The sequence below is a fragment of the Amycolatopsis camponoti genome (genome assembly GCF_902497555.1).
In the GTDB taxonomy this organism is placed as follows: domain Bacteria; phylum Actinomycetota; class Actinomycetes; order Mycobacteriales; family Pseudonocardiaceae; genus Amycolatopsis; species Amycolatopsis camponoti.
On the sequence record NZ_CABVGP010000002.1, the window covers coordinates 2157835 to 2179931 of the forward strand.

At 68.4% G+C, this 22097-nt stretch carries 17 protein-coding genes and 3 rRNA genes; 16 read left to right on the forward strand and 4 right to left on the reverse strand.

Going from position 1 to position 22097, the window contains the following annotated elements; all coding sequences use genetic code 11:
• Positions 1-184 precede the first annotated feature (184 nt).
• Entirely contained in the window at positions 185-682 is a 498-nt protein-coding gene (locus AA23TX_RS30475; RefSeq protein ID WP_155546211.1) for a helix-turn-helix domain containing protein, read from the forward strand.
• A gap of 182 nt (positions 683-864) precedes the next feature.
• Here AA23TX_RS30475 and AA23TX_RS30480 read toward each other — a convergent pair whose 3' ends face one another.
• A complete protein-coding gene (locus AA23TX_RS30480; protein WP_155546212.1) occupies positions 865-1833 on the reverse strand; it encodes a helix-turn-helix transcriptional regulator in 969 nt (322 codons plus the stop codon).
• A gap of 83 nt (positions 1834-1916) precedes the next feature.
• Between AA23TX_RS30480 and argC the strand changes: the two genes are divergently transcribed.
• The 8 genes from argC to argH are packed head-to-tail and all read left to right on the forward strand — an operon-like array spanning position 1917 to position 9344.
• On the forward strand, positions 1917-2945 hold the full coding sequence (gene argC, locus AA23TX_RS30485; RefSeq protein ID WP_155546213.1) for an N-acetyl-gamma-glutamyl-phosphate reductase: 1029 nt from the start codon (positions 1917-1919) through the stop codon (positions 2943-2945).
• Positions 2942-4102, forward strand: coding sequence for a bifunctional glutamate N-acetyltransferase/amino-acid acetyltransferase ArgJ (argJ, locus tag AA23TX_RS30490; RefSeq protein ID WP_155546214.1), 1161 nt, complete (start codon positions 2942-2944; stop codon positions 4100-4102). The genes argC and argJ overlap by 4 nt, the downstream gene beginning before the upstream one ends.
• A complete protein-coding gene (argB, locus tag AA23TX_RS30495) occupies positions 4099-5016 on the forward strand; it encodes an acetylglutamate kinase (RefSeq protein WP_155546215.1) in 918 nt (305 codons plus the stop codon). Before argJ ends, argB begins: the two co-directional genes overlap by 4 nt.
• Complete coding sequence (locus tag AA23TX_RS30500) at positions 5013-6215, forward strand: acetylornithine transaminase (protein WP_155546216.1); 1203 nt, start codon at positions 5013-5015, stop codon at positions 6213-6215. Before argB ends, AA23TX_RS30500 begins: the two co-directional genes overlap by 4 nt.
• Complete coding sequence (gene argF, locus AA23TX_RS30505) at positions 6215-7141, forward strand: ornithine carbamoyltransferase (protein WP_155546217.1); 927 nt, start codon at positions 6215-6217, stop codon at positions 7139-7141. Before AA23TX_RS30500 ends, argF begins: the two co-directional genes overlap by 1 nt.
• Positions 7138-7638 carry an arginine repressor gene (locus AA23TX_RS30510; protein ID WP_155546218.1) on the forward strand — a complete coding sequence of 167 codons (501 nt, stop codon included), beginning with the start codon at positions 7138-7140 and terminating at the stop codon, positions 7636-7638. The genes argF and AA23TX_RS30510 overlap by 4 nt, the downstream gene beginning before the upstream one ends.
• Positions 7635-7898 (forward strand): argininosuccinate synthase, encoded by a 264-nt coding sequence (locus AA23TX_RS30515; RefSeq protein ID WP_230862768.1) that lies wholly within the window; start codon positions 7635-7637, stop codon positions 7896-7898. The genes AA23TX_RS30510 and AA23TX_RS30515 overlap by 4 nt, the downstream gene beginning before the upstream one ends.
• A 30-nt stretch (positions 7899-7928) precedes the next feature.
• Entirely contained in the window at positions 7929-9344 is a 1416-nt protein-coding gene (gene argH / locus AA23TX_RS30520) for an argininosuccinate lyase (RefSeq protein WP_155546219.1), read from the forward strand.
• Here argH and AA23TX_RS30525 read toward each other — a convergent pair.
• From AA23TX_RS30525 to AA23TX_RS30535, 3 genes are read right to left on the reverse strand one after another with little or no spacing between them, the layout of a single operon-like run.
• Entirely contained in the window at positions 9337-9987 is a 651-nt protein-coding gene (locus tag AA23TX_RS30525) for a TetR/AcrR family transcriptional regulator (protein ID WP_155546220.1), read from the reverse strand. The genes argH and AA23TX_RS30525 overlap by 8 nt on opposite strands.
• Positions 9987-10655, reverse strand: a complete 669-nt coding sequence (locus tag AA23TX_RS30530; RefSeq protein ID WP_155546221.1) for a DUF4166 domain-containing protein — start codon at positions 10653-10655, stop codon at positions 9987-9989. Before AA23TX_RS30530 ends, AA23TX_RS30525 begins: the two co-directional genes overlap by 1 nt.
• Positions 10652-11197 (reverse strand): hypothetical protein, encoded by a 546-nt coding sequence (locus AA23TX_RS30535; protein ID WP_155546222.1) that lies wholly within the window; start codon positions 11195-11197, stop codon positions 10652-10654. The genes AA23TX_RS30530 and AA23TX_RS30535 overlap by 4 nt, the downstream gene beginning before the upstream one ends.
• A gap of 106 nt (positions 11198-11303) precedes the next feature.
• Here AA23TX_RS30535 and AA23TX_RS30540 point away from each other — a divergent pair, with 106 nt between their 5' ends.
• The 7 genes from AA23TX_RS30540 to AA23TX_RS30570 all read left to right on the forward strand — a co-directional run bounded on the left by AA23TX_RS30540 (position 11304) and on the right by AA23TX_RS30570 (position 22095).
• Positions 11304-11939 (forward strand): DNA-3-methyladenine glycosylase, encoded by a 636-nt coding sequence (locus AA23TX_RS30540; RefSeq protein WP_155546223.1) that lies wholly within the window; start codon positions 11304-11306, stop codon positions 11937-11939.
• A 32-nt stretch (positions 11940-11971) separates the two neighbouring features.
• Positions 11972-13246, forward strand: coding sequence for a tyrosine--tRNA ligase (gene tyrS / locus AA23TX_RS30545; protein ID WP_155546224.1), 1275 nt, complete (start codon positions 11972-11974; stop codon positions 13244-13246).
• Positions 13247-13590: 344 nt separating this feature from the next.
• Positions 13591-15109: ribosomal RNA gene (locus AA23TX_RS30550) — 16S ribosomal RNA — on the forward strand.
• Between the two features lie 332 nt (positions 15110-15441).
• Positions 15442-18564: ribosomal RNA gene (locus AA23TX_RS30555) — 23S ribosomal RNA — on the forward strand.
• Positions 18565-18646: 82 nt separating this feature from the next.
• A 5S ribosomal RNA gene (gene rrf, locus AA23TX_RS30560) occupies positions 18647-18763 on the forward strand.
• Together the 16S, 23S and 5S rRNA genes form the textbook arrangement of a ribosomal RNA operon.
• 97 nt (positions 18764-18860) lie before the next feature.
• Positions 18861-21137, forward strand: coding sequence for a hypothetical protein (locus tag AA23TX_RS49690; protein ID WP_196425595.1), 2277 nt, complete (start codon positions 18861-18863; stop codon positions 21135-21137).
• On the forward strand, positions 21130-22095 hold the full coding sequence (locus AA23TX_RS30570; protein ID WP_155546225.1) for an HAD-IIA family hydrolase: 966 nt from the start codon (positions 21130-21132) through the stop codon (positions 22093-22095). The genes AA23TX_RS49690 and AA23TX_RS30570 overlap by 8 nt, the downstream gene beginning before the upstream one ends.
• The last annotated feature ends 2 nt before the right edge of the window (positions 22096-22097 follow it).

Here is a 22097-nt window from a genome sequence, read left to right on the forward strand (position 1 = left end):
CCGGGGCAGTGTCTTTTCCGGCGCTGTCTCTTCGCGCTCTTCCCCTGGTGCCTCATCGTCGCCTCCCCGTCACGTGGTGTGGTCGGGGGAGACGTTAGGCGAGGGGTCCGACAGTTTCGGAGCGAAGTCGCCCGTGAGCAGCGCGTGGCCGAAAATTGTCGGGGGTACGCGCTAGCTTCGTGGCATGTCGATCATCGAAGAGCGCCGGACCGAGGTCCGGGCACAGGAAATCACCTACCAGATCGCGGTCGCCACCAGGACGGACGACGACCGCGCCGAACCGACTCCCCGGGTGATGATCACCCTGGAAGCCGGCGGTCCCGGCGGCGAACCGGTCGCCGAGGGCAGCCTCGACCTGGACGTCGCGGTGGCGGCCACGGTGGCCGACCTCGTCGCGGACGGCCTGCTGTCGGCGACCGGCGCGGGCCGGGGGCCGCGGCGAAGATCCGCGGGCCGTCCTGCCCAGCAGGGCCGCCCGTGGAACGAGGAGCTGGACGCGGAGCTGGAGAACCGGTGGATCGCGGGCGAGAGCGTCGCGGAGATCGCGTCGTACTTCGAGCGCACCCCCGGCGGCATCCGCGCCCGGCTGCCCCGCGTGGGCTGCGACCCGGAGAACCCGGGCTGCTACCTCCCGGTGCCGCCGAGCAGGCGCACGGACCTGGACGGAGCGGAGCCGAGCTGAGCGGCCGCGGTGGGCCGGTCCACAGTGGACGGGCCCACCGCCGCCGTCGTCCTTTCCTTGCGAGCGGAGGAGTGCTGATGGGTTTCGACCTTGTCGGGTGGCCCGAACGTGCGGTCGTGACCGTGGCCGGGGGAGTCGCCGGTCCGGTACCCGAGGAAAGAGGAGCAGTGCCGTACCGGCGATCAACCCCGCGCGCCGGAACCCGCCGCCGCGGCGGCCCGGTCGGCGAGCACCCCGAGATGGGCGACCAGCTCGGGTGGCTCCTCGACGGTGAACGCGCACCCGAGCCCCAGCAACCGGAACGCCAGCCAGTCCAAGGTGTCCCCGTGGCTCCGCCACCGGCAGCGGCCGTCGCCGAGGTCGGTCAGCTCGCCGGCCGCGGCACCGAGCCGGGGCGCGACCTGCGCCGCCGGTTCCGCCAGGACGGCGACCGCGGCGTACGTCGGCACCAGGTCGTAGAGCCGTTCGACGACGTAGGCGGCCAGGTCCGTCGCGGGCGGCTTCCGTGGTGCGACGCGGCCGCCGGTCGCCTGGGCGTCGCGGACCCGGTCGGCGCGGAAGATGCGCCAGTCCGCGCGGTCGAGGTCGTAGGCCACCAGGTACCAGCGGCGTCCGGTGGCGACCAGCCGGAGCGGTTCGGCCCGGCGCCGCGTCTCGGCCCCGTCGTTCGCGCGGTAGCGGAAGCGGACCGTCTCGCGGTTGGTGATCGCGCCGGCGAACACCGTCAGCTGCGCCGGGTCGACGGCGGGCCCCACGGCCGGCACGGCGACCGTCGCCGCGCCGATCGTGCCCACGCGGCGGCGCAGCCGTGCCGGCAGGACCTGCTCCAGCTTGGCCAGCGCCCGCACGGACGCCTCCTCGATCCCGGCGACGGTCTGCCCCGCGGCGGTCCGCAGCACCACCGCGATCGCGACGGCTTCGTCGTCGTCGAGCACGAGGGGTGGCATCGCGGTGCCGGCGACCAGCCGGTAGCCACCCGCGACGCCGCGGCTGGCCTCCACCGGGTAGCCGAGCTCGCGCAGCCGCTCGACGTCGCGGCGGATCGTGCGCGGGCTGACGCCGAGCCGGCCGGCCAGTTCGCTACCCGGCCACTCCCGCGGTGTCTGGAGCAGCGAGAGCAGGCCGAGCAGCCGCGCCGGGGTGTCCGTCATCCGCCCAGCATCCCAAGGTGGCGGGGGCCACTTCCCGGTAATCCTGTTTGTTTAGCCTTGCAGGGGCGTGCATAATCATGCGTATGACGGTGAACATCGCGGTGGCCGGAGCCAGCGGGTACGCGGGCGGCGAACTGCTGCGCCTGCTCCTCGCCCATCCCGAGGTCGAGATCGGCGCGCTCACGGCCGCCAGCAGCGCGGGCACGAAGCTCGGCGTCCACCAGCCCCACCTCGTTCCCCTGGCCGACCGGGTCCTCGCCGAGACGACGCCGGAGACCCTCGCCGGGCACGATGTCGTGTTCCTCGCGCTGCCCCACGGGCACTCCGCGGAGATCGCGGCGCAGCTCGGCCCGGACGTCTTGGTGGTCGACCTCGGCGCCGACCACCGCCTGGCCGACCCGGCCGACTGGCAGCGCTGGTACGGCGGCGACCACGCCGGTCAGTGGCCCTACGGCCTGCCCGAACTGCCCGGCGCCCGCGAGAAGCTCATCGGGACCAAGCGGGTCGCCGTGCCCGGTTGCTTCCCGACCGGTGGTTCGCTGGCCCTCGCGCCCGCGTTCGCCGCCGGCCTGATCGAGCCGGACGTCACGGTCGTCGCGGTCACCGGTACTTCCGGCGCCGGCAAGAGCCTCAAGCCGAACCTACTCGGCTCGGAGGTGATGGGCTCGGCGAGCGCGTACGGCGTCGGCGGCGCCCACCGCCACACCCCCGAATTCGCGCAGAACCTCTCGGCCGTCGCGGGGGAGAAGGTCAGCGTGTCCTTCACCCCGGTGCTCGCGCCGATGCCCCGCGGCATCCTCACCACGGCGAGCGCCCCGCTGAAGGGCGACGTCGACGAGGCCGCCGCCCGCGCGGCGTACGAGAAGGCCTACGACGCGGAGCCGTTCGTCCAGCTGCTGCCCGCGGGCGCCTGGCCCACGACGTCGGCGACGCTCGGCTCGAACAACGTCCAGCTGCAGGTCACGGTCGACGCCGACGCCCGGCGCCTGGTCGTCGTCGCCGCGATCGACAACCTCACCAAGGGCACCGCCGGCGGTGCCGTCCAGTCGATGAACCTGGCCCTCGGCCTCCCCGAGGCCACCGGCCTTTCCACCGTAGGAGTCGCACCGTGACCGTCACCGGGCCCCAGGGCTTCCGCGCCGCCGGCGTCGCCGCCGGGATCAAGGCGTCCGGCGCGCTCGACTTCACGCTGGTCGTCAACGACGGCCCGCTCGACGTCGCGGCCGGCGTGTTCACCCGCAACGTCATCAAGGCCGCGCCGGTGCTGTGGTCGCAGGAGGTGCTCAAGCAGCAGCGGCTCAAGGCGGTCGTCCTCAACTCGGGCGGCGCCAACGCGGCCACCGGCCCCGGCGGCTTCCAGGACACCCACGCCACCGCCGAGAAGGTGGCCGAAGTGCTGCAGGCGGGTGCGATCGAGGTCGCCGTCTGCTCCACCGGCCTGATCGGGGAACGGCTGCCGATGGACGCGGTCCTGTCCGGAGTGGACACCGCGTTCAAGGCGCTCGACGCGAGCGCCGAAGCGAGCCTGAACGCCGCCACGGGCGTGATGACCACCGACTCCAAGCCGAAGCAGGCGTTCGCGAAACACGACGGCGGCTGGAGCGTCGGCGGCTTCGCGAAGGGCGCGGGCATGCTCGCGCCGAACCTCGCCACCATGCTCTCGGTGCTGACCACCGACGCCGTGGTGGGCAAGGAGGCCCTCGACCGTGCCCTGCGCGCGGCCACCCACGTGACCTTCGACCGCCTCGACGTCGACGGCGGCACGTCCACGAACGACACCGTCCTGGTGCTGGCGTCCGGCGCGAGCGGGGTCGAACCGACCGAAGCCGAGCTCACCGAGCTGCTCACCAAGGTCAGCCTCGACCTCGTCCTCCAGTTGCGCGCCGACTCGGAAGGCGCCACGAAGGACGTCAACGTCACCGTCCAGGGCGCCGAGTCCGAAACCGACGCGATCGCGGTCGCCCGCACGATCGCCGAGGACAACCTGGTCAAGACGGCACTGTTCGGGTCCGACCCGAACTGGGGCCGGATCGCGATGGCGCTGGGCCGGGTCCCGGCCCGGATCGACCCGGAGACCGTGTCGATCGCGATCAACGGCGTCACCCTGTTCGCGCAGGGGATGCCCGCCGCAGACCGGTCGGAGGCCGACCTCACCGCCCGCGCCATCGAGATCGTCGTCGACCTCGGGGTCGGCACCGAAGCGGCCACCATCTACACCACGGATCTTTCGCACGGCTACGTCGAAGAGAACAGCGCGTACTCCTCATGACCCAGGAGGCACTGATTTCCGCGGACGAAAGACTCGCGACGGCGGCCGAAAAGGCCGGCGTGCTCATCGAGGCGCTGCCGTGGCTGCAACGGTTCCACGGCGCGACGGTGGTGATCAAGTACGGCGGCAACGCCATGATCGACGACGGGCTGAAGGCCGCCTTCGCCGAGGACATGGTGTTCCTCCGGCTCGCCGGCCTGCGTCCGGTGGTCGTGCACGGCGGCGGCCCGCAGATCACCGCGATGCTCAAGCGCCTCGGGGTCGAAGGCGAGTTCAAGGGCGGCCTGCGCGTCACCACGCCGGAGACGATGGACATCGTCCGGATGGTGCTCACCGGGCAGGTCAGCCGCGAGCTGGTCGGGTTGATCAACGCCCACGGACCATACGCGGTCGGCATCTCCGGCGAGGACGCCCGGCTGTTCACCGCCGAGCGCAAGCAGGCCACTGTGGACGGTGAACAAGTCGACATCGGGCTCGTCGGCGAGGTCGCCGAGGTCAACCCGGACGCGGTGCTCGACATCGTCAACGCCGGGCGCATCCCGGTGGTCTCCACGGTCGCGCCGGATGTCGACGGTGTCGTGCACAACGTGAACGCCGACACCGCCGCGGGTGCGCTCGCGGCCGCGCTGGGCGCGGAAAAGCTCGTCGTGCTCACCGACGTCGAAGGCCTGTACGCGAACTGGCCCGACCGGTCGTCGCTGATCGACCGCATCCGCGTCGACCGCCTCGAGCCGATGCTGCCCACCCTGGCCAGCGGCATGATCCCGAAGATGGAGGCGTGCGTGCGCGCCATCCGCGGCGGCGTGCGACGAGCGCACGTGATCGACGGCCGCCTCGCCCACTCGGTACTGCTGGAGGTCTTCACCTCGCGCGGCATCGGCACCATGGTCTTCCCCGAAACGGAGCTCCCGTGACCGACCTCAAGTCCAATGTGGACGGCCAGCAGCACTGGCAGTCCGCGCTCATGGACAACTACGGCACCCCGGCGCTGACGCTCGTCCGCGGCGAGGGCGCGAAGGTGTGGGACGCCGACGGCAAGGAGTACGTCGACCTCGTCGGCGGCATCGCGGTCAACGCGCTCGGCCACGCGCACCCGGCGGTCGTCGAGGCCGTCACCGCGCAGATCAAGGAGCTCGGCCACACCTCGAACCTGTACGTCAACCCGGTGGCCGTGGAGCTGGCCGAGTCGCTGCTCGACGTCGCCGGGCTCACCGGCCACGGCAAGGTGCTGTTCGTCAACTCCGGCGCCGAGGCCAACGAAGCCGCGCTCAAGATCAGCCGGCTGACCGGGCGCACCAAGGTGGTCGCCGCCGAGGGGGCGTTTCACGGCCGGACCATGGGCTCGCTGACGCTGACCGGCCAGCCCGGCAAGCGCGACCCCTTCAAGCCGCTGGTGCCCGGGGTGGAGCACGTGCCGTTCGGGGACGTCGAGGCGCTGAAGGCGGCCGTCGACACCGAGACCGCGGCCGTCTTCCTGGAGCCGGTGCTCGGGGAGGCGGGCGTCATCCCGGCGCCGGACGGCTACCTGCAGGCCGCCCGCGAGATCACCAAGGCCACCGGCACGCTGCTGGTGCTCGACGAGGTGCAGACCGGCCTCGGCCGCCTCGGCACCTGGTTCGGCTTCCAGCAGGCCGGCGTCGTCCCGGACGTGATCACGCTGGCCAAGGGCCTCGGCGGCGGGCTGCCGCTGGGCGCGGTGATCGGCGTCGGCGCGGCGGGCGACCTGCTCAAGCCCGGCCAGCACGGCACCACCTTCGGCGGCAACCCCGTGTGCTGCGCGGCCGGGCTCGCCGTGATCAAGACGATCGCCGCGGAGGGCCTCCTCGACCACGTCTCGGCGCTGGGCAAGGACATCGCGGCGGGCGTCGAGGCGCTCGGCCACCCGCTCGTCGCCGGCGTGCGCGGCAGCGGGCTGCTGCTCGGCATCGCCCTGCGCAAGCCCGTCTCGGGCGCGGTCGCCAAGGCCGTGCAGGACGCGGGCTACCTCGTCAACCCGGTCGCGCCGGACACCGTCCGGCTCGCCCCGCCGCTCGTCCTCGACGGCGACCAGGCCCAGGGCTTCCTGGCCGCACTCCCGAACGCGCTCGACTCCACCACGAAGGACGCCGACTGATGCTCCGCCACTTCCTCCGCGACGACGACGTCAGTCCCGCCGAGCAGAAGGCCATCCTCGACCTCGCCGACGCGCTGAAGGCCGACCCGCTGGGGAACAAGACCCTCGCCGGCAAGTCGATCACGGCGATCTTCGAGAAGAACTCGACCCGCACGCGGTTCTCGTTCGAGGTCGGCATCAGCCAGCTCGGCGGCCACCCGGTGATCGTCGACGGCCGCTCGATGCAGCTCGGCCGCGAAGAGACCATCGAGGACACGTCGCGGGTGCTGTCGCGGTACGTGGACGGGATCGTGTGGCGGACCTTCGCGCAGAAGCGCATCGAGGCGATGGCGACGGCGGCGTCGATCCCGGTCGTCAACGCGCTGACCGACGAGTTCCACCCGTGCCAGGCGCTCACCGACCTGATGACCATCCGGGAGCGCAAGGGGAAGCTCGAGGGCCTCACCCTCGTCTACCTCGGTGACGGCGCCAACAACATGGCGCACTCGCTGCTGCTCGCCGGCGTCACCGCCGGGATGCACGTCCGCGTGGTCTCGCCGCTCGGGTTCCAGCCCGACCAGCAGGTCATGCTCGACGCCAAGCAGCGCGGCGAGGAGACCGGCGGCACGGCCACGGTCTTCACCGACCCGTACGCGGCGGTCGCCGGCGCCGACGTGCTGGTCACCGACACGTGGACGTCGATGGGCCAGGAGAACGACGGCCTCGACCGGGTCGGCCCGTTCCGCGCGCTGCAGGTCAACACCGAGCTGCTGAAGAAGGCCGCCGACGACGCGATCGTCCTGCACTGCCTGCCCGCGCACCGCGGCTGGGAGATCACCGACGAGGTGATCGACGGCCCGGCCAGCGCGGTGTGGGACGAGGCGGAGAACCGGCTCCACGCGCAGAAGGCGTTGCTGGTCTGGCTCTTCGAGGAGAGCCGGCGATGACCAGCAGCCGGGTGGGGCGGCAGGCGCGGATCACCGAGCTGGTGTCCACCATGACCATCCGCAGCCAGACCGAGCTGGCCAAGCTGCTGGCCGCCGAGGGCATCGAGGTCACCCAGGCCACGCTGTCGCGCGACCTCGACGAGCTGGGCGCGGTCAAGCTGCGCGGGCCGGACTCGGGCGCGCCGGTCTACGTCATCCCGGAGGACGGCAGCCCCGTCCGCGGGGTGCAGGGCGGCACGTCGCGGCTCTCCCGGCTGCTCGCGGAGCTGATGGTCTCGGCCGACTCGTCGGGCAACCTGATGGTGCTGCGGACCCCGCCGGGCGCGGCGCAGTTCCTGGCCAGCGCCATCGACCGGGCCGCGCTGGAGGAGGTCGTCGGCTCGATCGCGGGCGACGACACCGTCGCCGTGATCGCGCGCGAACCGTTGACAGGCAAGGGGCTCGCCGAGCGCTTCGCCGCCCTCGCCCAGCGATCGGCGGACGAAGGACCACCATGATCACGATCGGCGATATCTTCCCGGCCGAGGGCGAATTCCTCGCGCCGGACGAGGTCGTCGTGACCTACGACGGCGGGGTGCCGGTCGCGATCGACGGCGAGACCGTCTCCGTCGCCGAAGCACACCGGATGCTGAGCGCACGCGGTGAAGCACAGAGAATCGGCCGCCGCGAAACCCGCGCCGCGCTCGAACGGCGGGCCTGCCGCGGATATGCCATTGTCCGCCTGGTCCTGTACGACGGCCGGATCACGGTCGCCTGAACACACGAACACCGAGGAGAAGCGAGAACAGTGAGCGGGAACGAGCAGCCGGTGCAGCTGTGGGGCGGCCGGTTCGCCAGCGGTCCGGCGGAAGCCATGGCCGCGCTGAGCGCGTCGACGCACTTCGACTGGCGCCTGGCGCCCTACGACATCGCCGGGTCCCGCGCGCACGCCCGCGTGCTGCGCAAGGCGGGCCTGCTCACCGACGACGAGCTCGCCGGCATGCTGGCCGCGCTGGACACCCTTGCCCAGGACGTCGCGGCGGGGGAGTTCACCCCGACGATCGCCGACGAGGACGTGCACACGGCCCTCGAACGCGGCCTTCTCGAACGCGCGGGCACCGAGCTCGGCGGCAAGCTGCGCGCCGGCCGCTCGCGCAACGACCAGGTGGCCACGCTGTTCCGGATGTGGCTGCGCGACGCGTCCCGCCGGGTCGTCGCCGGCACGCTCGAAGTCGTCGACGCGCTGGTGTCGCAGGCGAAGCGGCACCCGGACGCGATCCTGCCCGGCCGCACCCACCTGCAGCACGCCCAGCCCGTGCTGCTCGCGCACCACCTGCTGGCCCACGGCCAGGCGCTGCTGCGCGACGTCTCGCGGCTGCAGGACTGGGACGCGCGCACGGCCGAATCGCCGTACGGCTCGGGCGCGCTGGCCGGCTCGTCGCTGGGCCTCGACCCCGAGGCCGTCGCCGAAGAGCTGGGCTTCGCGACGAGCGTCGAGAACTCCATCGACGGCACCGCTTCGCGCGACTTCGTCGCCGAGTTCGCCTTCGCCGTCGCGATGCTCGCGGTGAACCTGTCCCGGATCGCCGAAGAGGTGATCATCTGGAACACCGCCGAGTTCGGCTACGTCACGCTCGACGACGCTTGGGCGACCGGCAGCTCGATCATGCCGCAGAAGAAGAACCCGGACGTCGCGGAGCTGACCCGCGGCAAGGCCGGCCGGCTGATCGGCAACCTCACCGGGCTGCTGGCCACGCTCAAGGCGCAGCCGCTGGCCTACAACCGCGACCTGCAGGAGGACAAGGAGCCGGTGTTCGACTCGGTCGAGCAGCTGGAGCTCCTGTTCCCGGCGATCGCCGGGATGCTCGCCACGCTGACGTTCCACACCGATCGGCTCGCCGAGCTGGCCCCGGCCGGCTTCACGCTGGCCACGGACATCGCGGAATGGCTGGTGCGCCAAGGCGTCCCGTTCCGCGTCGCGCACGAGGCGGCGGGCGAAAGCGTCCGCGTCGCCGAGTCCCGCGGCGTCGGCCTGGACGAGCTGACCGACGAGGAGTTCGAGAAGATCAACCCGGCGCTCACCCCGGAGGTGCGGGCCGTGCTGACCGTCGAAGGCTCGGTGAAGTCCCGCGACGCCCGCGGTGGCACGGCGCCCGAGCGGGTGGCCGAACAGCGCGCGCGGCTCGAAGAGCGCGTCACCGCCGCGCGTCAGTGGCTCAACTGAGGGATTTGCGGAGCTTGGCCCGGACGGCCCGCGTGGCCACCGGGCCGAGCCCGTCCAGGACGTCGACGAGCACGGCCAGCTGCTCCAGCGCGGTCACGGCCTGCTCGGCGCCCTCGGGGTCGACGGTCTCGAACAGCGACAGCCCGAGGAACCCCGACGACACGGCGTGAGCCAGCCCGGCGGGGTCCGCCAGCTCGGCCAGCGGCGACCCGGCGAGCACGCGCTCGAGGGCCGTCCGGACCTCGGTGATCCACTTCTCCAAACCCTCGCGGGTCGCCTGGGAGAGCCGCTCGCTGCCCTGCGCCCCGGCCAGCGTCTGGGCCAGCACGGCGAGGTTGCCCTCCGCGCGTTCGGCGACCCGGATCTCGCGGCCCAGCTCCAGTAGGTCGCCGACCGAGTTCACGGCGGCGAAGCGCTCCCGGTAGAGCGAGACCCGGGCTTCGGTCGCGAGGATGCACGCCTGCGCGATGAGCTCCTCGACGCTGCCGAAGTGGTAGAAGATCAGCGCCTGGTTCGCGCCGGCCGCCGTGGCGACCGACCGCGCGGAGACCGCGGTGATGCCCTGGTGCCGGATGATCTCGAGCACGCCGTCCACGAGCTTCTGCTTCGTGTCCCGCGAGCTGGAGTTCCGGCCGGTGCCCATCAGTCCATGACCTTCTCACGGAGTGGCTTGACCGCCCCGCTCACCCCGCCGCCGACGTCGACGAACCGCGCGGCGAAGGCGCCTTCGTAGCCGAACACCGGCCCGAAGCGCGGGTTGACCACCGCGACCTCGATCCGGAACTGCCCGCTCGCCTCGTCGAACCACTCTTCGACCCGCGCGGAGCCGGTGAGGATCCGCGGTAGGCCGGCGCGGACCGGCCCCTCCTGGAGCCGGAACTCGCCGGTGCGGATCCGGAAGCCGCCGTCCGGCCGAGCCGACACCGCGAGGTCCACCGCCAGGTGCTGGTGCGTTCCCAGGTAGTCGACGAGCCCGCGCCCGGGGCTGAACACCATCTGCGCGTCGAAGCGCCTTCGCCGTCTCGGGAATTCGAAGGTGCGCACGAAGGACACCGTCTCGCGGCCGTGCCGGTCCACGTACGGGTAGTTCTCGATGGTGAACGGCACGTTCCGGCCGCAGTCGGGGAACAGGATGTGCCGCGACGACCCGAGCCACAGGAACGGCAGGGTGAAGGCGGGGCCGCGCCAAATCCGGTCCATCACGCCGTGGCCGATCATGCCACGCCCGGCCGAGAGGGCGAGCCGTTCTCGCATGCGAGGGTGCAGGAATGCGAAGTCGGCGCCGAACGCGCGCTCGAAGACGCCGGTCATCGCGCCACGACCTCGGCGCGCGGGCGGGTCCGGCCGCAGCGGGCGGCCGAGGGCGCGGTCAGGAGCTGGTCCTCCGGTGGCGTCCCGGTCTCCAGCCAGAGCCGCAGCCGGTCGAACGACCACGCGGTCATCCAGCCGAAGAGCGGGCGGAACACCCGGTCGGCCCGCTGCCCGAAGCGCCCCCAGCGGGTGCCGTAGTCGAAGCCGGTGACGAAGCGGACGCCGTCGCCGACCGGCGTGTAGCGCCAGAACCCGGCACCCGCGCTGATCAGCGACAACGGGTCGGCGGAGGCGAACCGGAGCACCGACGTGCGCGAGCCGTCCGGCCAGGTGCGCGACGCCGCGCTCACCCCCACGCCGGTGACGGTGACCCCGAGGAACCGCGAGGCGTAGCGGAAGTGACCGTCGTGCCCGGCGACCGTGCTGATGTCGGCGAAGCGGAGGTCCCAGCGGCGGTGCAGGGCGGGGTCTTGCGTGTGCCGCCACAGCGTGTCCAGGTCCGTGCGGATCACGGTCTCGACGTAGAGCGCCTTCGGTCGCATCTCTCGGCTCCCCTCAGAGTTTGAGCGACTGCTCAAATCGACTGTAGAGAACTTTGAGCGATCGCTCAAGGGTTAGGGTGATCGGCATGCCGAGGGAGGAGCGCGCTTGAGCGACGCAGGCCGGTTGTTCACCCGTGAGGAGCTGGCGCTCGACCCCGTCGACCTGGCGCACCTGCTGCTCGGCTCGGTCCTGGAGGCCACCGGCCCCGACGGCACGGTCGGCGTCCGGCTCGTGGAAGTCGAGGCCTATCGCGGCGAGGACGACCCGGCGTCGCACTGCTACCGCGGCCGCACCCCGCGCAACGCCGTCATGTGGGGGCCCGCGGGCCACCTGTACGTGTACTTCGTCTACGGGATGCACTTCTGCGCGAACGTCGTCGGTACCCACGAGGACATGCCCGGCGCGGTCCTGCTCCGCGCGGGTGAGGTCGTCGAAGGCCTCGACGTCGTCCGCGCGCGGCGTCCGAACGCGCGGGGGACCGGCGAACTCGCGAAGGGCCCGGCCATCCTGACGTCGGTGCTGCGCGTCGACCGCGCGCAGAACGGCGTCGACCTGACCGACCCGGCGTCCCCGGTGCGGCTGCGCGTCGGCGAGCGGGTGCCCGCCGAGCGGATCCGCGTCGGTCCCCGGGTCGGCGTCGCGATGGCGATGGACACGCCGTGGCGCTTCTGGGACGGCGCGTCGCCGGCCGTGTCCACCTACCGCCGCGGCGGGAAGCGCCGGGTCCGACCCGCCGTTTAGTCGGTTGACCTGGTGCGGGAGGATCTACAGGCGTGAGCGAACACATCCTCGACGAGCTGTCCTGGCGCGGCCTCATCGCGCAGTCCACCGACATCGACGCCCTCCGGCGCGAGCTCGACCAGGGTCCCGTGACGCTCTATTGCGGCTTCGACCCCACCGCACCCAGCCTGCACGCCGGCAACCTGGTCCCGCTGCTCATGCTCAAGCGCTTCCAGCGCGCCGGCCACCGGCCGATCGTGCTGGCCGGCGGCGCGACCGGGATGATCGGCGACCCGCGCGACACCGGCGAGCGCACGCTGAACACGCTCGACGTCGTCGCCGAGTGGGCCGGGCGCATCCGCGGCCAGCTCGAACGGTTCGTCGACTTCGACGACTCGCCGACCGGCGCGATCGTCGAGAACAACCTGAACTGGACCGGGCAGCAGACCGCGCTGGAGTTCCTGCGCGACGTCGGGAAGCACTTCTCGATCAACGTCATGCTCAACCGGGAGACGGTCAAGCGCCGGCTCGAGGGCGACGGCATGTCCTACACCGAGTTCAGCTACCTGCTGCTGCAGTCGCAGGACTACCTGCAGCTGCACCGCAAGTACGGCTGCAAGCTGCAGGTCGGCGGCTCCGACCAGTGGGGCAACCTCGTCGGCGGGGTCGACCTGATCCGCCGGACCGACGGGGCGGGCGCGCACGCGCTGACCGCGCCGCTGGTCACCGACGCCGAGGGGCGCAAGTTCGGCAAGTCCACCGGGGGCGGGAACCTCTGGCTCGACCCGGAGATGACCTCGCCGTACGCCTGGTACCAGTACTTCGTGAACGTGGGCGACGCCGACGTCATCCGCTACCTGCGGATGTTCACGTTCCTGAGCCAGGAGGAGATCGCCTCGCTGGCCGAGGACACCGAGCAGCGCCCCCACCTGCGGGCCGCGCAGAAGCGGCTGGCGGAGGAGTTCACGATCCTCGTCCACGGCGAGGAGCAGACCCGGCAGGTCATCAACGCGAGCCAGGCGCTGTTCGGCCGCGGCGAGCTCGGCGAGCTGGACGAACGCACCCTGGACGCGGCGATGGCCGAGGTGCCGAACGGCAAGGTCGACCCGTCCGGTGAGGCGACGATCGTCGACCTGCTGCTCGCCGGGGGACTGGTGGACAGCAAGGGTGCGGCGCGCCGGACGGTCAAGGAGGGCGGCGCGTACGTGAACAACGTGAAGGTGGCCGACGAGGAGTGGAAGCCGTCCCTCGAGGACGCGCTGCACGGCAAGTGGCTGGTGGTCCGCCGGGGCCGCCGCAACGTCGCCGGCGTCGCCCTCGGCGGCTGACCGGCTCCGGTGGCCCGAAACAGGGGCCTGACCTGCGGGAACGCGGTTAAGGTACCCCCCTGTTTCGGGCCCCCTCACGGGGTGTAAAGTTCTCCAAGTCGCCAGGGAAACCGGGTGGCCGCCGGGACACGAACCAAGCTCTCGCTCGAAGCGATTGAGTGGGTGTCCCACACAAACTGCTAGGAATACTCGCTTCGGGTAAGGCCGCTTGACGGCGGTGCGACTCGGGGTGTGTTGCTTGAGAACTCAACAGTGTGCTAGTGAACTAAGCCAGTAGAGCTTATGTATTGAACCTCGTATGAGGTTCCTTTGAGAGCATTAAATTGCCTCGATTAAACTGTTCATTGTTGGAGAGTTTGATCCTGGCTCAGGACGAACGCTGGCGGCGTGCTTAACACATGCAAGTCGAACGCTGAACCACTTTCGGGTGGGGATGAGTGGCGAACGGGTGAGTAACACGTGGGTAATCTGCCCTGCACTCTGGGATAAGCCTTGGAAACGAGGTCTAATACCGGATATCACCTCCTACCGCATGGTGGGTGGTTGAAAGTTCCGGCGGTGCAGGATGAACCCGCGGCCTATCAGCTTGTTGGTGGGGTAATGGCCTACCAAGGCGACGACGGGTAGCCGGCCTGAGAGGGTGACCGGCCACACTGGGACTGAGACACGGCCCAGACTCCTACGGGAGGCAGCAGTGGGGAATATTGCACAATGGGCGAAAGCCTGATGCAGCGACGCCGCGTGAGGGATGACGGCCTTCGGGTTGTAAACCTCTTTCGCCAGGGACGAAGCGCAAGTGACGGTACCTGGATAAGAAGCACCGGCTAACTACGTGCCAGCAGCCGCGGTAATACGTAGGGTGCGAGCGTTGTCCGGATTTATTGGGCGTAAAGAGCTCGTAGGCGGTTTGTCGCGTCGGCCGTGAAATCTCCACGCTTAACGTGGAGCGTGCGGTCGATACGGGCAGACTTGAGTTCGGTAGGGGAGACTGGAATTCCTGGTGTAGCGGTGAAATGCGCAGATATCAGGAGGAACACCGGTGGCGAAGGCGGGTCTCTGGGCCGATACTGACGCTGAGGAGCGAAAGCGTGGGGAGCGAACAGGATTAGATACCCTGGTAGTCCACGCTGTAAACGTTGGGCGCTAGGTGTGGGCGACATCCACGTTGTCCGTGCCGTAGCTAACGCATTAAGCGCCCCGCCTGGGGAGTACGGCCGCAAGGCTAAAACTCAAAGGAATTGACGGGGGCCCGCACAAGCGGCGGAGCATGTGGATTAATTCGATGCAACGCGAAGAACCTTACCTGGGCTTGACATGCGCCAGACATCCCCAGAGATGGGGCTTCCCTTGTGGTTGGTGTACAGGTGGTGCATGGCTGTCGTCAGCTCGTGTCGTGAGATGTTGGGTTAAGTCCCGCAACGAGCGCAACCCTTATCCTACGTTGCCAGCGCGTTATGGCGGGGACTCGTGGGAGACTGCCGGGGTCAACTCGGAGGAAGGTGGGGATGACGTCAAGTCATCATGCCCCTTATGTCCAGGGCTTCACACATGCTACAATGGCTGGTACAGAGGGCTGCGATACCGCGAGGTGGAGCGAATCCCTTAAAGCCGGTCTCAGTTCGGATCGCAGTCTGCAACTCGACTGCGTGAAGTCGGAGTCGCTAGTAATCGCAGATCAGCAACGCTGCGGTGAATACGTTCCCGGGCCTTGTACACACCGCCCGTCACGTCATGAAAGTCGGTAACACCCGAAGCCCATGGCCCAACCCGCAAGGGAGGGAGTGGTCGAAGGTGGGACTGGCGATTGGGACGAAGTCGTAACAAGGTAGCCGTACCGGAAGGTGCGGCTGGATCACCTCCTTTCTAAGGAGCACAACACATCCACTCGGCCGGGATACCCGGAACTACCGTGGTGGAGTGGCCATCACCTAGAGGTCGAATGCATCTCTGCGATGGTTGCTCAAGGAATTGTGGAACTACTGGTTATGGTCATTCTTGGTTGGCAATGCCTCGCCTAGTACTGATCGTCTTCGGATGGTCGTGGAACGGGGAGCCGGCGCCTGGGAGGGTGATTGTTCGCGAAGCACACTGTTGGGTCCTGAGGCAACACGCCTCAGGGGCTTACACAGCCCTGGAACGTTGGTTGTTTCTGGTGTGGTGTTTGAGAACTGTAGAGTGGATGCGAGCATCTTTGTGGTCAAGTTGTTAAGGGCACATGGTGGATGTCTTGGCTTCAGGAGCCGATGAAGGACGTAGGAGGCTGCGATAAGCCTCGGGGAGCTGTCAACCGAGCTGTGATCCGAGGATTTCCGAATGGGGAAACCCAGCACCAGTGATGTGGTGTTACCCGCACCTGAATATATAGGGTGTGTGGAGGGAACGCGGGGAAGTGAAACATCTCAGTACCCGTAGGAAGAGAAAACAAAAGTGATTCCGTGAGTAGTGGCGAGCGAAAGCGGAAGAGGCTAAACCGTGTATATGTCAAGCTGTCAGGCGTTGTATATGCGGTGTTGTGGGACCCAGCGTCGAGGATCTGACAGTCCTCGGAATGATCGCGCATGTTAGTGGAACGTCTTGGGATGGACGGCCGGAGTGGGTGAGAGCCCCGTACGCGAAAACATGTTGTTGGTTGTTTGTTTGGTGTTCCCGAGTAGCAGCGAGCTCGTGGAATTTGCTGTGAATCTGCCGGGACCACCCGGTAAGCCTAAATACTTCCTGAAGACCGATAGCGGACGAGTACCGTGAGGGAAAGATGAAAAGTACCCCGGGAGGGGAGTGAAAGAGTACCTGAAACCGTGTGCCTACAAGCCGTCAGAGCTCACTTGTTGGGTGATGGCGTGCCTTTTGAAGAATGAGCCTGCGAGTTAGTGCTGCGTGGCGAGGTTAACCCGTGTGGGGTAGCCGTAGCGAAAGCGAGTCTGAATAGGGCGAATGTAGTCGCGTGGTCTAGACCCGAAGCGGAGTGATCTACCCATGGCCAGGGTGAAGCGACGGTAAGACGTCGTGGAGGCCCGAACCCACTTAGGTTGAAAACTGAGGGGATGAGCTGTGGGTAGGGGTGAAAGGCCAATCAAACTCCGTGATAGCTGGTTCTCCCCGAAATGCATTTAGGTGCAGCGTCACGTGTTTCACTGCGGGGGTAGAGCTACTGGATGGTCTAGGGGCCTTACCGGGTTACCGAAATCAACCAAACTCCGAATACCGTAGTGTGAGAGCGTGGCAGTGAGACGGCGGGGGATAAGCTTCGTCGTCGAGAGGGAAACAGCCCAGAACACCAGCTAAGGCCCCTAAGTGTGTGCTCAGTGGGAAAGGATGTGGGATTGCCCAGACAACCAGGAGGTTGGCTTAGAAGCAGCCACCCTTGAAAGAGTGCGTAATAGCTCACTGGTCAAGTGGTCCTGCGCCGACAATGTAGCGGGGCTTAAGCACACCGCCGAAGCTGTGTCATTCATACAATACATCGGCTTGAGTCCTTGAGACTCTTGTCTAGTGGTGTGGATGGGTAGGGGAGCGTCCTGCATCCAGGGAAGCGGCGGCGGAAGCCAGTCGTGGAGGGTGTGGGAGTGAGAATGCAGGCATGAGTAGCGAATGCAGAGTGAGAAACTCTGCCGCCGGATGACCAAGGGTTCCTGGGCCAGGCTAATCCGCCCAGGGTAAGTCGGGACCTAAGGCGAGGCCGACAGGCGTAGTCGATGGACAACGGGTTGATATTCCCGTACCCGAGCATGTGCGCCCATGACGAGGCGTTTGATACTAACCACCCAAAGCCATGAGCTGAAGTCTTCGGATGGAGGTTTGTGTGTGGAGCGTGGGACCTGATTTCGTAGTAGTCAAGCGATGGGGTGACGCAGGAAGGTAGCTCCGCCAGTGAGTGGTAGTACTGGTGTAAGCGTGTAGGCCGGAACATAGGCAAATCCGTGTTCCATGAGGCTGAGACGTGATGCGTAGCCGTTTGAGGCGAAGTAGAGTGATCCTATGCTGCCGAGAAAAGCCTCTAGTGAGTGCATGCACGGCCCGTACCCCAAACCAACACAGGTGGTCAGGTAGAGAATACCAAGGCGATCGGGTGAACTGTGGTTAAGGAACTCGGCAAAATGCCCCCGTAACTTCGGGAGAAGGGGGGCCAAACACTCTGAAGTCCTTTACGGACTAGGGGTGGGTGGCCGCAGAGACCAGCGGAAAGCGACTGTTTACTAAAAACACAGGTCCATGCGAAGTCGCAAGACGATGTATATGGACTGACGCCTGCCCGGTGCTGGAACGTTAAGAGGACCGGTTAGCCTTTCGGGGCGAAGCTGAGAATTTAAGCGCCAGTAAACGGCGGTGGTAACTATAACCATCCTAAGGTAGCGAAATTCCTTGTCGGGTAAGTTCCGACCTGCACGAATGGCGTAACGACTTTCCGGCTGTCTCAACCACAGGCCCGGCGAAATTGCACTACGAGTAAAGATGCTCGTTACGCGCGGCAGGACGGAAAGACCCCGGGACCTTTACTATAGTTTGGTATTGGTTTTCGGTTCGGCTTGTGTAGGATAGGTGGGAGACTGTGAAGCGGTGACGCTAGTTACTGTGGAGTCGTTGTTGAAATACCACTCTGGTCGAATTGGGAATCTGAACCTCGGGCCATGATCTGGTTCAGGGACAGTGCCTGATGGGTAGTTTAACTGGGGCGGTTGCCTCCTAAAGAGTAACGGAGGCGCCCAAAGGTTCCCTCAGCCTGGTTGGCAATCAGGTGTTGAGTGCAAGTGCACAAGGGAGCTTGACTGTGAGACAGACATGTCGAGCAGGGACGAAAGTCGGGACTAGTGATCCGGCACCTCCTGGTGGAAGGGGTGTCGCTCAACGGATAAAAGGTACCCCGGGGATAACAGGCTGATCTTGCCCAAGAGTCCATATCGACGGCATGGTTTGGCACCTCGATGTCGGCTCGTCGCATCCTGGGGCCGGAGTAGGTCCCAAGGGTTGGGCTGTTCGCCCATTAAAGCGGCACGCGAGCTGGGTTTAGAACGTCGTGAGACAGTTCGGTCCCTATCCGCCGCGCGCGTAGGATACTTGAGGAAGGCTGTCCCTAGTACGAGAGGACCGGGACGGACGAACCTCTGGTGTGCCAGTTGTTCCGCCAGGGGCATGGCTGGTTGGCCACGTTCGGAAGGGATAACCGCTGAAGGCATCTAAGCGGGAAGCCTGTTCCAAGATGAGGTATCCCACCCTTTGTGGGTTAAGGCTCCCAATAGACCATTGGGTTGATAGGCCAGAAATGGAAGCACAGTAATGTGTTGTCGAGTTGACTGGTACTAATAGGCCGAGGACTTGTCTACGAAGGTGTTACGCATCCACTCTACGGTTCTGAAACACCACATGATTCCCCTGTTGGTTGGGGGGTGTGTTGTTTCGTAGTGTTTCGGTGGTTTTAGCGTCAGGGAAACGCCCGGTCCCATTCCGAACCCGGAAGCTAAGCCTGATAGCGCCGATGGTACTGCAACCGAAGGGTTGTGGGAGAGTAGGACACCGCCGAACTTACCTTCCGTACGGCCCGTTAGGATAGCCAGTTGGCTGCCCTAGCGGGCCGTACGCGTATGTCCAGAACAAGATTTTTTCCACGGCAGGAGGCCAGGTGTCCGAGTTCGGTCGACGAGACTCAAGCGATGATGGGTCCGGCCGGTCGGCACGCCGGGACGAAGGCTCCCGGGGCCGGCCGGACGCACCCCGGGGAGACCGGCGCGGTGCGCGGCAGGACCGCGGTGGCCGCGACAACACGCACCAAGGCCGGCCACGCCGGGACGACCAAGGAGTCCGTGGCGGCGGCAAGCCGTTCCGCGGCGGCGACGGTCCCCGCGACCGCGACCAGCGCGGAGGATACGCAGGTCAGGGCCGTGACAGCGGCCGCACCGGCGACCGCGACGACCGCCGCGGCGGCTACCGCGACTCGGGTGACCGAGCCGGCCGGCCCACTGGTGGCGGCAAGTTCTCCGGCGGCCCGGCCCGGTCGGGCGGCGGCCGGTTAGAAGACCGCGGCAGCAGCCGTTCGGGCGGCCGCTTCGAGGACCGGGGCGGCGACCGGAGCGAGCGCTCGGGCCGTGGTTCCGACGACCGGGGCGGACGCCCCGGCGGCAGCCGGCCCCAGGGCAAGGCGTCGTACGGCGACCGCAAGCCGCGCTGGGAAGAACGCAGCGGCTCGACCCGCCGCGACGACGACCGCGGCCCCCGTTCGGGTGGTTTCCGCTCGGACGACCGCCGCCAGGGCGACTCCCGCGGCAGCTACCAGAAGCGCGACGACGACCGCGGCAGCAAGCCCGGCGGTTTCCGTTCGGACGATCGCGGTGGCAAGACTGGCGGTTTCCGTTCGGATGACCGTGGCGGCAAGTCCGGTGGTTACCGTTCGGACGACCGCGGTGGCAAGTCCGGCGGCTTCCGGTCCGACGACCGTGGCCGCGGCGGCAGCGACGACCGCCGTTCGGGCGGGTTCCGGTCCGATGACCGCAACCGCGGTGGCAGCGACCGTCGTGACGATTCGCGTGGCAGCTACCAGCGCCGCGATGACGACCGTGGCGGCAAGCCCGGTGGCTACCGATCCGATGACCGCGGTGCCAAGTCCGGCGGTTTCCGCTCGGACGACCGCAACCGCGGCGGCAGCGACCGCCGTGACGATTCGCGCGGCAGCTACCAGCGCCGTGACGACGACCGTGGCGGCAAGCCCGGTGGCTACGGCGGCAGCGACCGTCGTGACGACTCCCGCGGCAGTTACCAGAAGCGCGACGATTCGCGTGGCAACTACCAGAAGCGCGACGAGGACCGTGGCGGCAAGACCGGTGGGTACGGCTCGGGCGACCGCAGCCGGGGAAGTGACCGGCGGGACGATGACCGCGGTGCCCGCACCGGCGGCTACCGCTCCGACGACTCGCGCGGCGACCGTGGCGACCGCAGCAATGACCGCAATGACCGCGGCAGCAGCACCACCGGCGGCGGCAGCTACCAGCGCCGCGACAACGACCGCCGTCCGGCCGGCCCCCGCGGCGAAGACCGCGGTGGCTACCAGCGGCGCGACGACGATCGCGGCCCCCGCGGTGGTGGCTTCAAGCGCGACGACCGTCCCGCAGGCCGGCGGGAACCGCGGCCCCGGGTCGGGGCCCCGCTCGACGACGAGGCCCTCGCCAAGGAGCTCCTCGAAGCGCCGGAGCTGCCCGAGGACATCGAGTTTTCCGACCTCGACGAGGAAGCCCGCCGTGAGCTGCGGACCTTGCCGAAGGGCCTCGCCGAGACCGTCGGGAAGCACCTCGTCGCCGCCGGCGGGCTGATCGACAGCGACCCCGAGGCCGCTCTCGAGCACGCCAAGTACGCCAAGGCCAAGGCCTCGCGCGTGCCGATCGTGCGGGAGGCGCTCGGCCTGGTCGCCTACCACGCCGGCAACTGGTCGGAAGCCCTCTCGGAGCTGCGGGCCGTCCGGCGGATGACCCGCAGCGACGACCACATCGCCATCATCGCCGACGCCGAACGCGCGCTGGGCCGGCCCGAGCGCGCCCTCGACCTGGCGAAAGAGGCCGACAAGACCAGCCTGAGCAAGGCCGTCCAGGTCGAGCTGGCCATCGTCGCGGCCGGCGCGCGGCGGGACCTCGGGCAGCTCGACGCCGCCGTCGTCTCGCTGCAGGGCGACGACCTCAAGGCCGAGAAGCGCGACCCGTGGAGCGCGCGGCTCTTCTACGCCTACGCCGACAACCTCGCGGCCGCCGGGCGCAAGGAAGAGGCCGTCCGCTGGTTCCTCAACGCCGCCGACGCCGACGCGGAGGACGAGACCGACGCCTCCGAGCGCGCCGCCGACCTGGCCAACGAGAACAACGCTGACAAGAACACCGAGAACACCGAGCAGAAGGACACCGAAGACACGGATGAGTGACGCCCTGCTCGCGGCCTACGACGCGGTCCTGTTCGACCTCGACGGCACCGTCTACCACGGCACCCGGGTGATCCCGGGCGCCCCGGAGACGGTGCGGGCCGCGCGTGAGCACGGCACCCCCGTCCGGTTCGTGACGAACAACGCGTCCAAGGCCCCTGGCGAGGTCGTCGACCACCTGACCGGCCTCGGCATGCCCGCTGACACTGATGAGGTGCACACCAGCGCCCAAGCGGGCGTGCAGCTGCTGAAGGAACGGCTCGAGGCCGGCGCCGAGGTTCTCGTCGTCGGCACGGAGTCGCTCGCCGCGGAGGTCGCCGGGGCCGGGCTGAAGCCGGTCCGGGAGAACGGCGACGACGTCCGGGCGGTCGTCCAGGGCCACTCGCCCGACAACACGTGGGCCGCGCTGGCCGAAGCCTGCCTGGCCATCCGCGCGGGCGCGCTCTGGGTGGCCTGCAACGTCGACGCCACCCTGCCCAGCGAGCGCGGGCTGCTGCCCGGTAACGGTTCGATGGTCGCCGCGCTGCGGACCGCCACCGACGTCGAGCCGCTCGTCGCCGGGAAGCCGCAGCCGCTGCTCTTCGAGACCGCGGCGAAGTCGGCCGGTGCGGAGCGTCCACTCGTCGTCGGTGACCGGCTGGACACCGACATCGCCGGCGCGGTCGCCGCGGGCATCGACTCGCTCGTCGTCCTCTCGGGCGTCGCGACGCCGAAGCAGCTGATCGAGGCCGTCCCGGCCGAGCGCGCCACCTACCTGGCCCAGGACCTGACGGCGCTCGAAGCCAAGGCCGACGACCTCAGGATCGGGCCGCGCCCGGGCTGGTCCGTCACCACGGAGAACGGCGTGCTCGAAGCAACGGGCGACGGCGACGACCTGGACCTGCTCCGCGCGCTCTGCCACACGGCCTGGGAGACCGGCGTCACCGAACTCGGCGAGCGCGCCAAGGCGAAGTTCGCCTGACT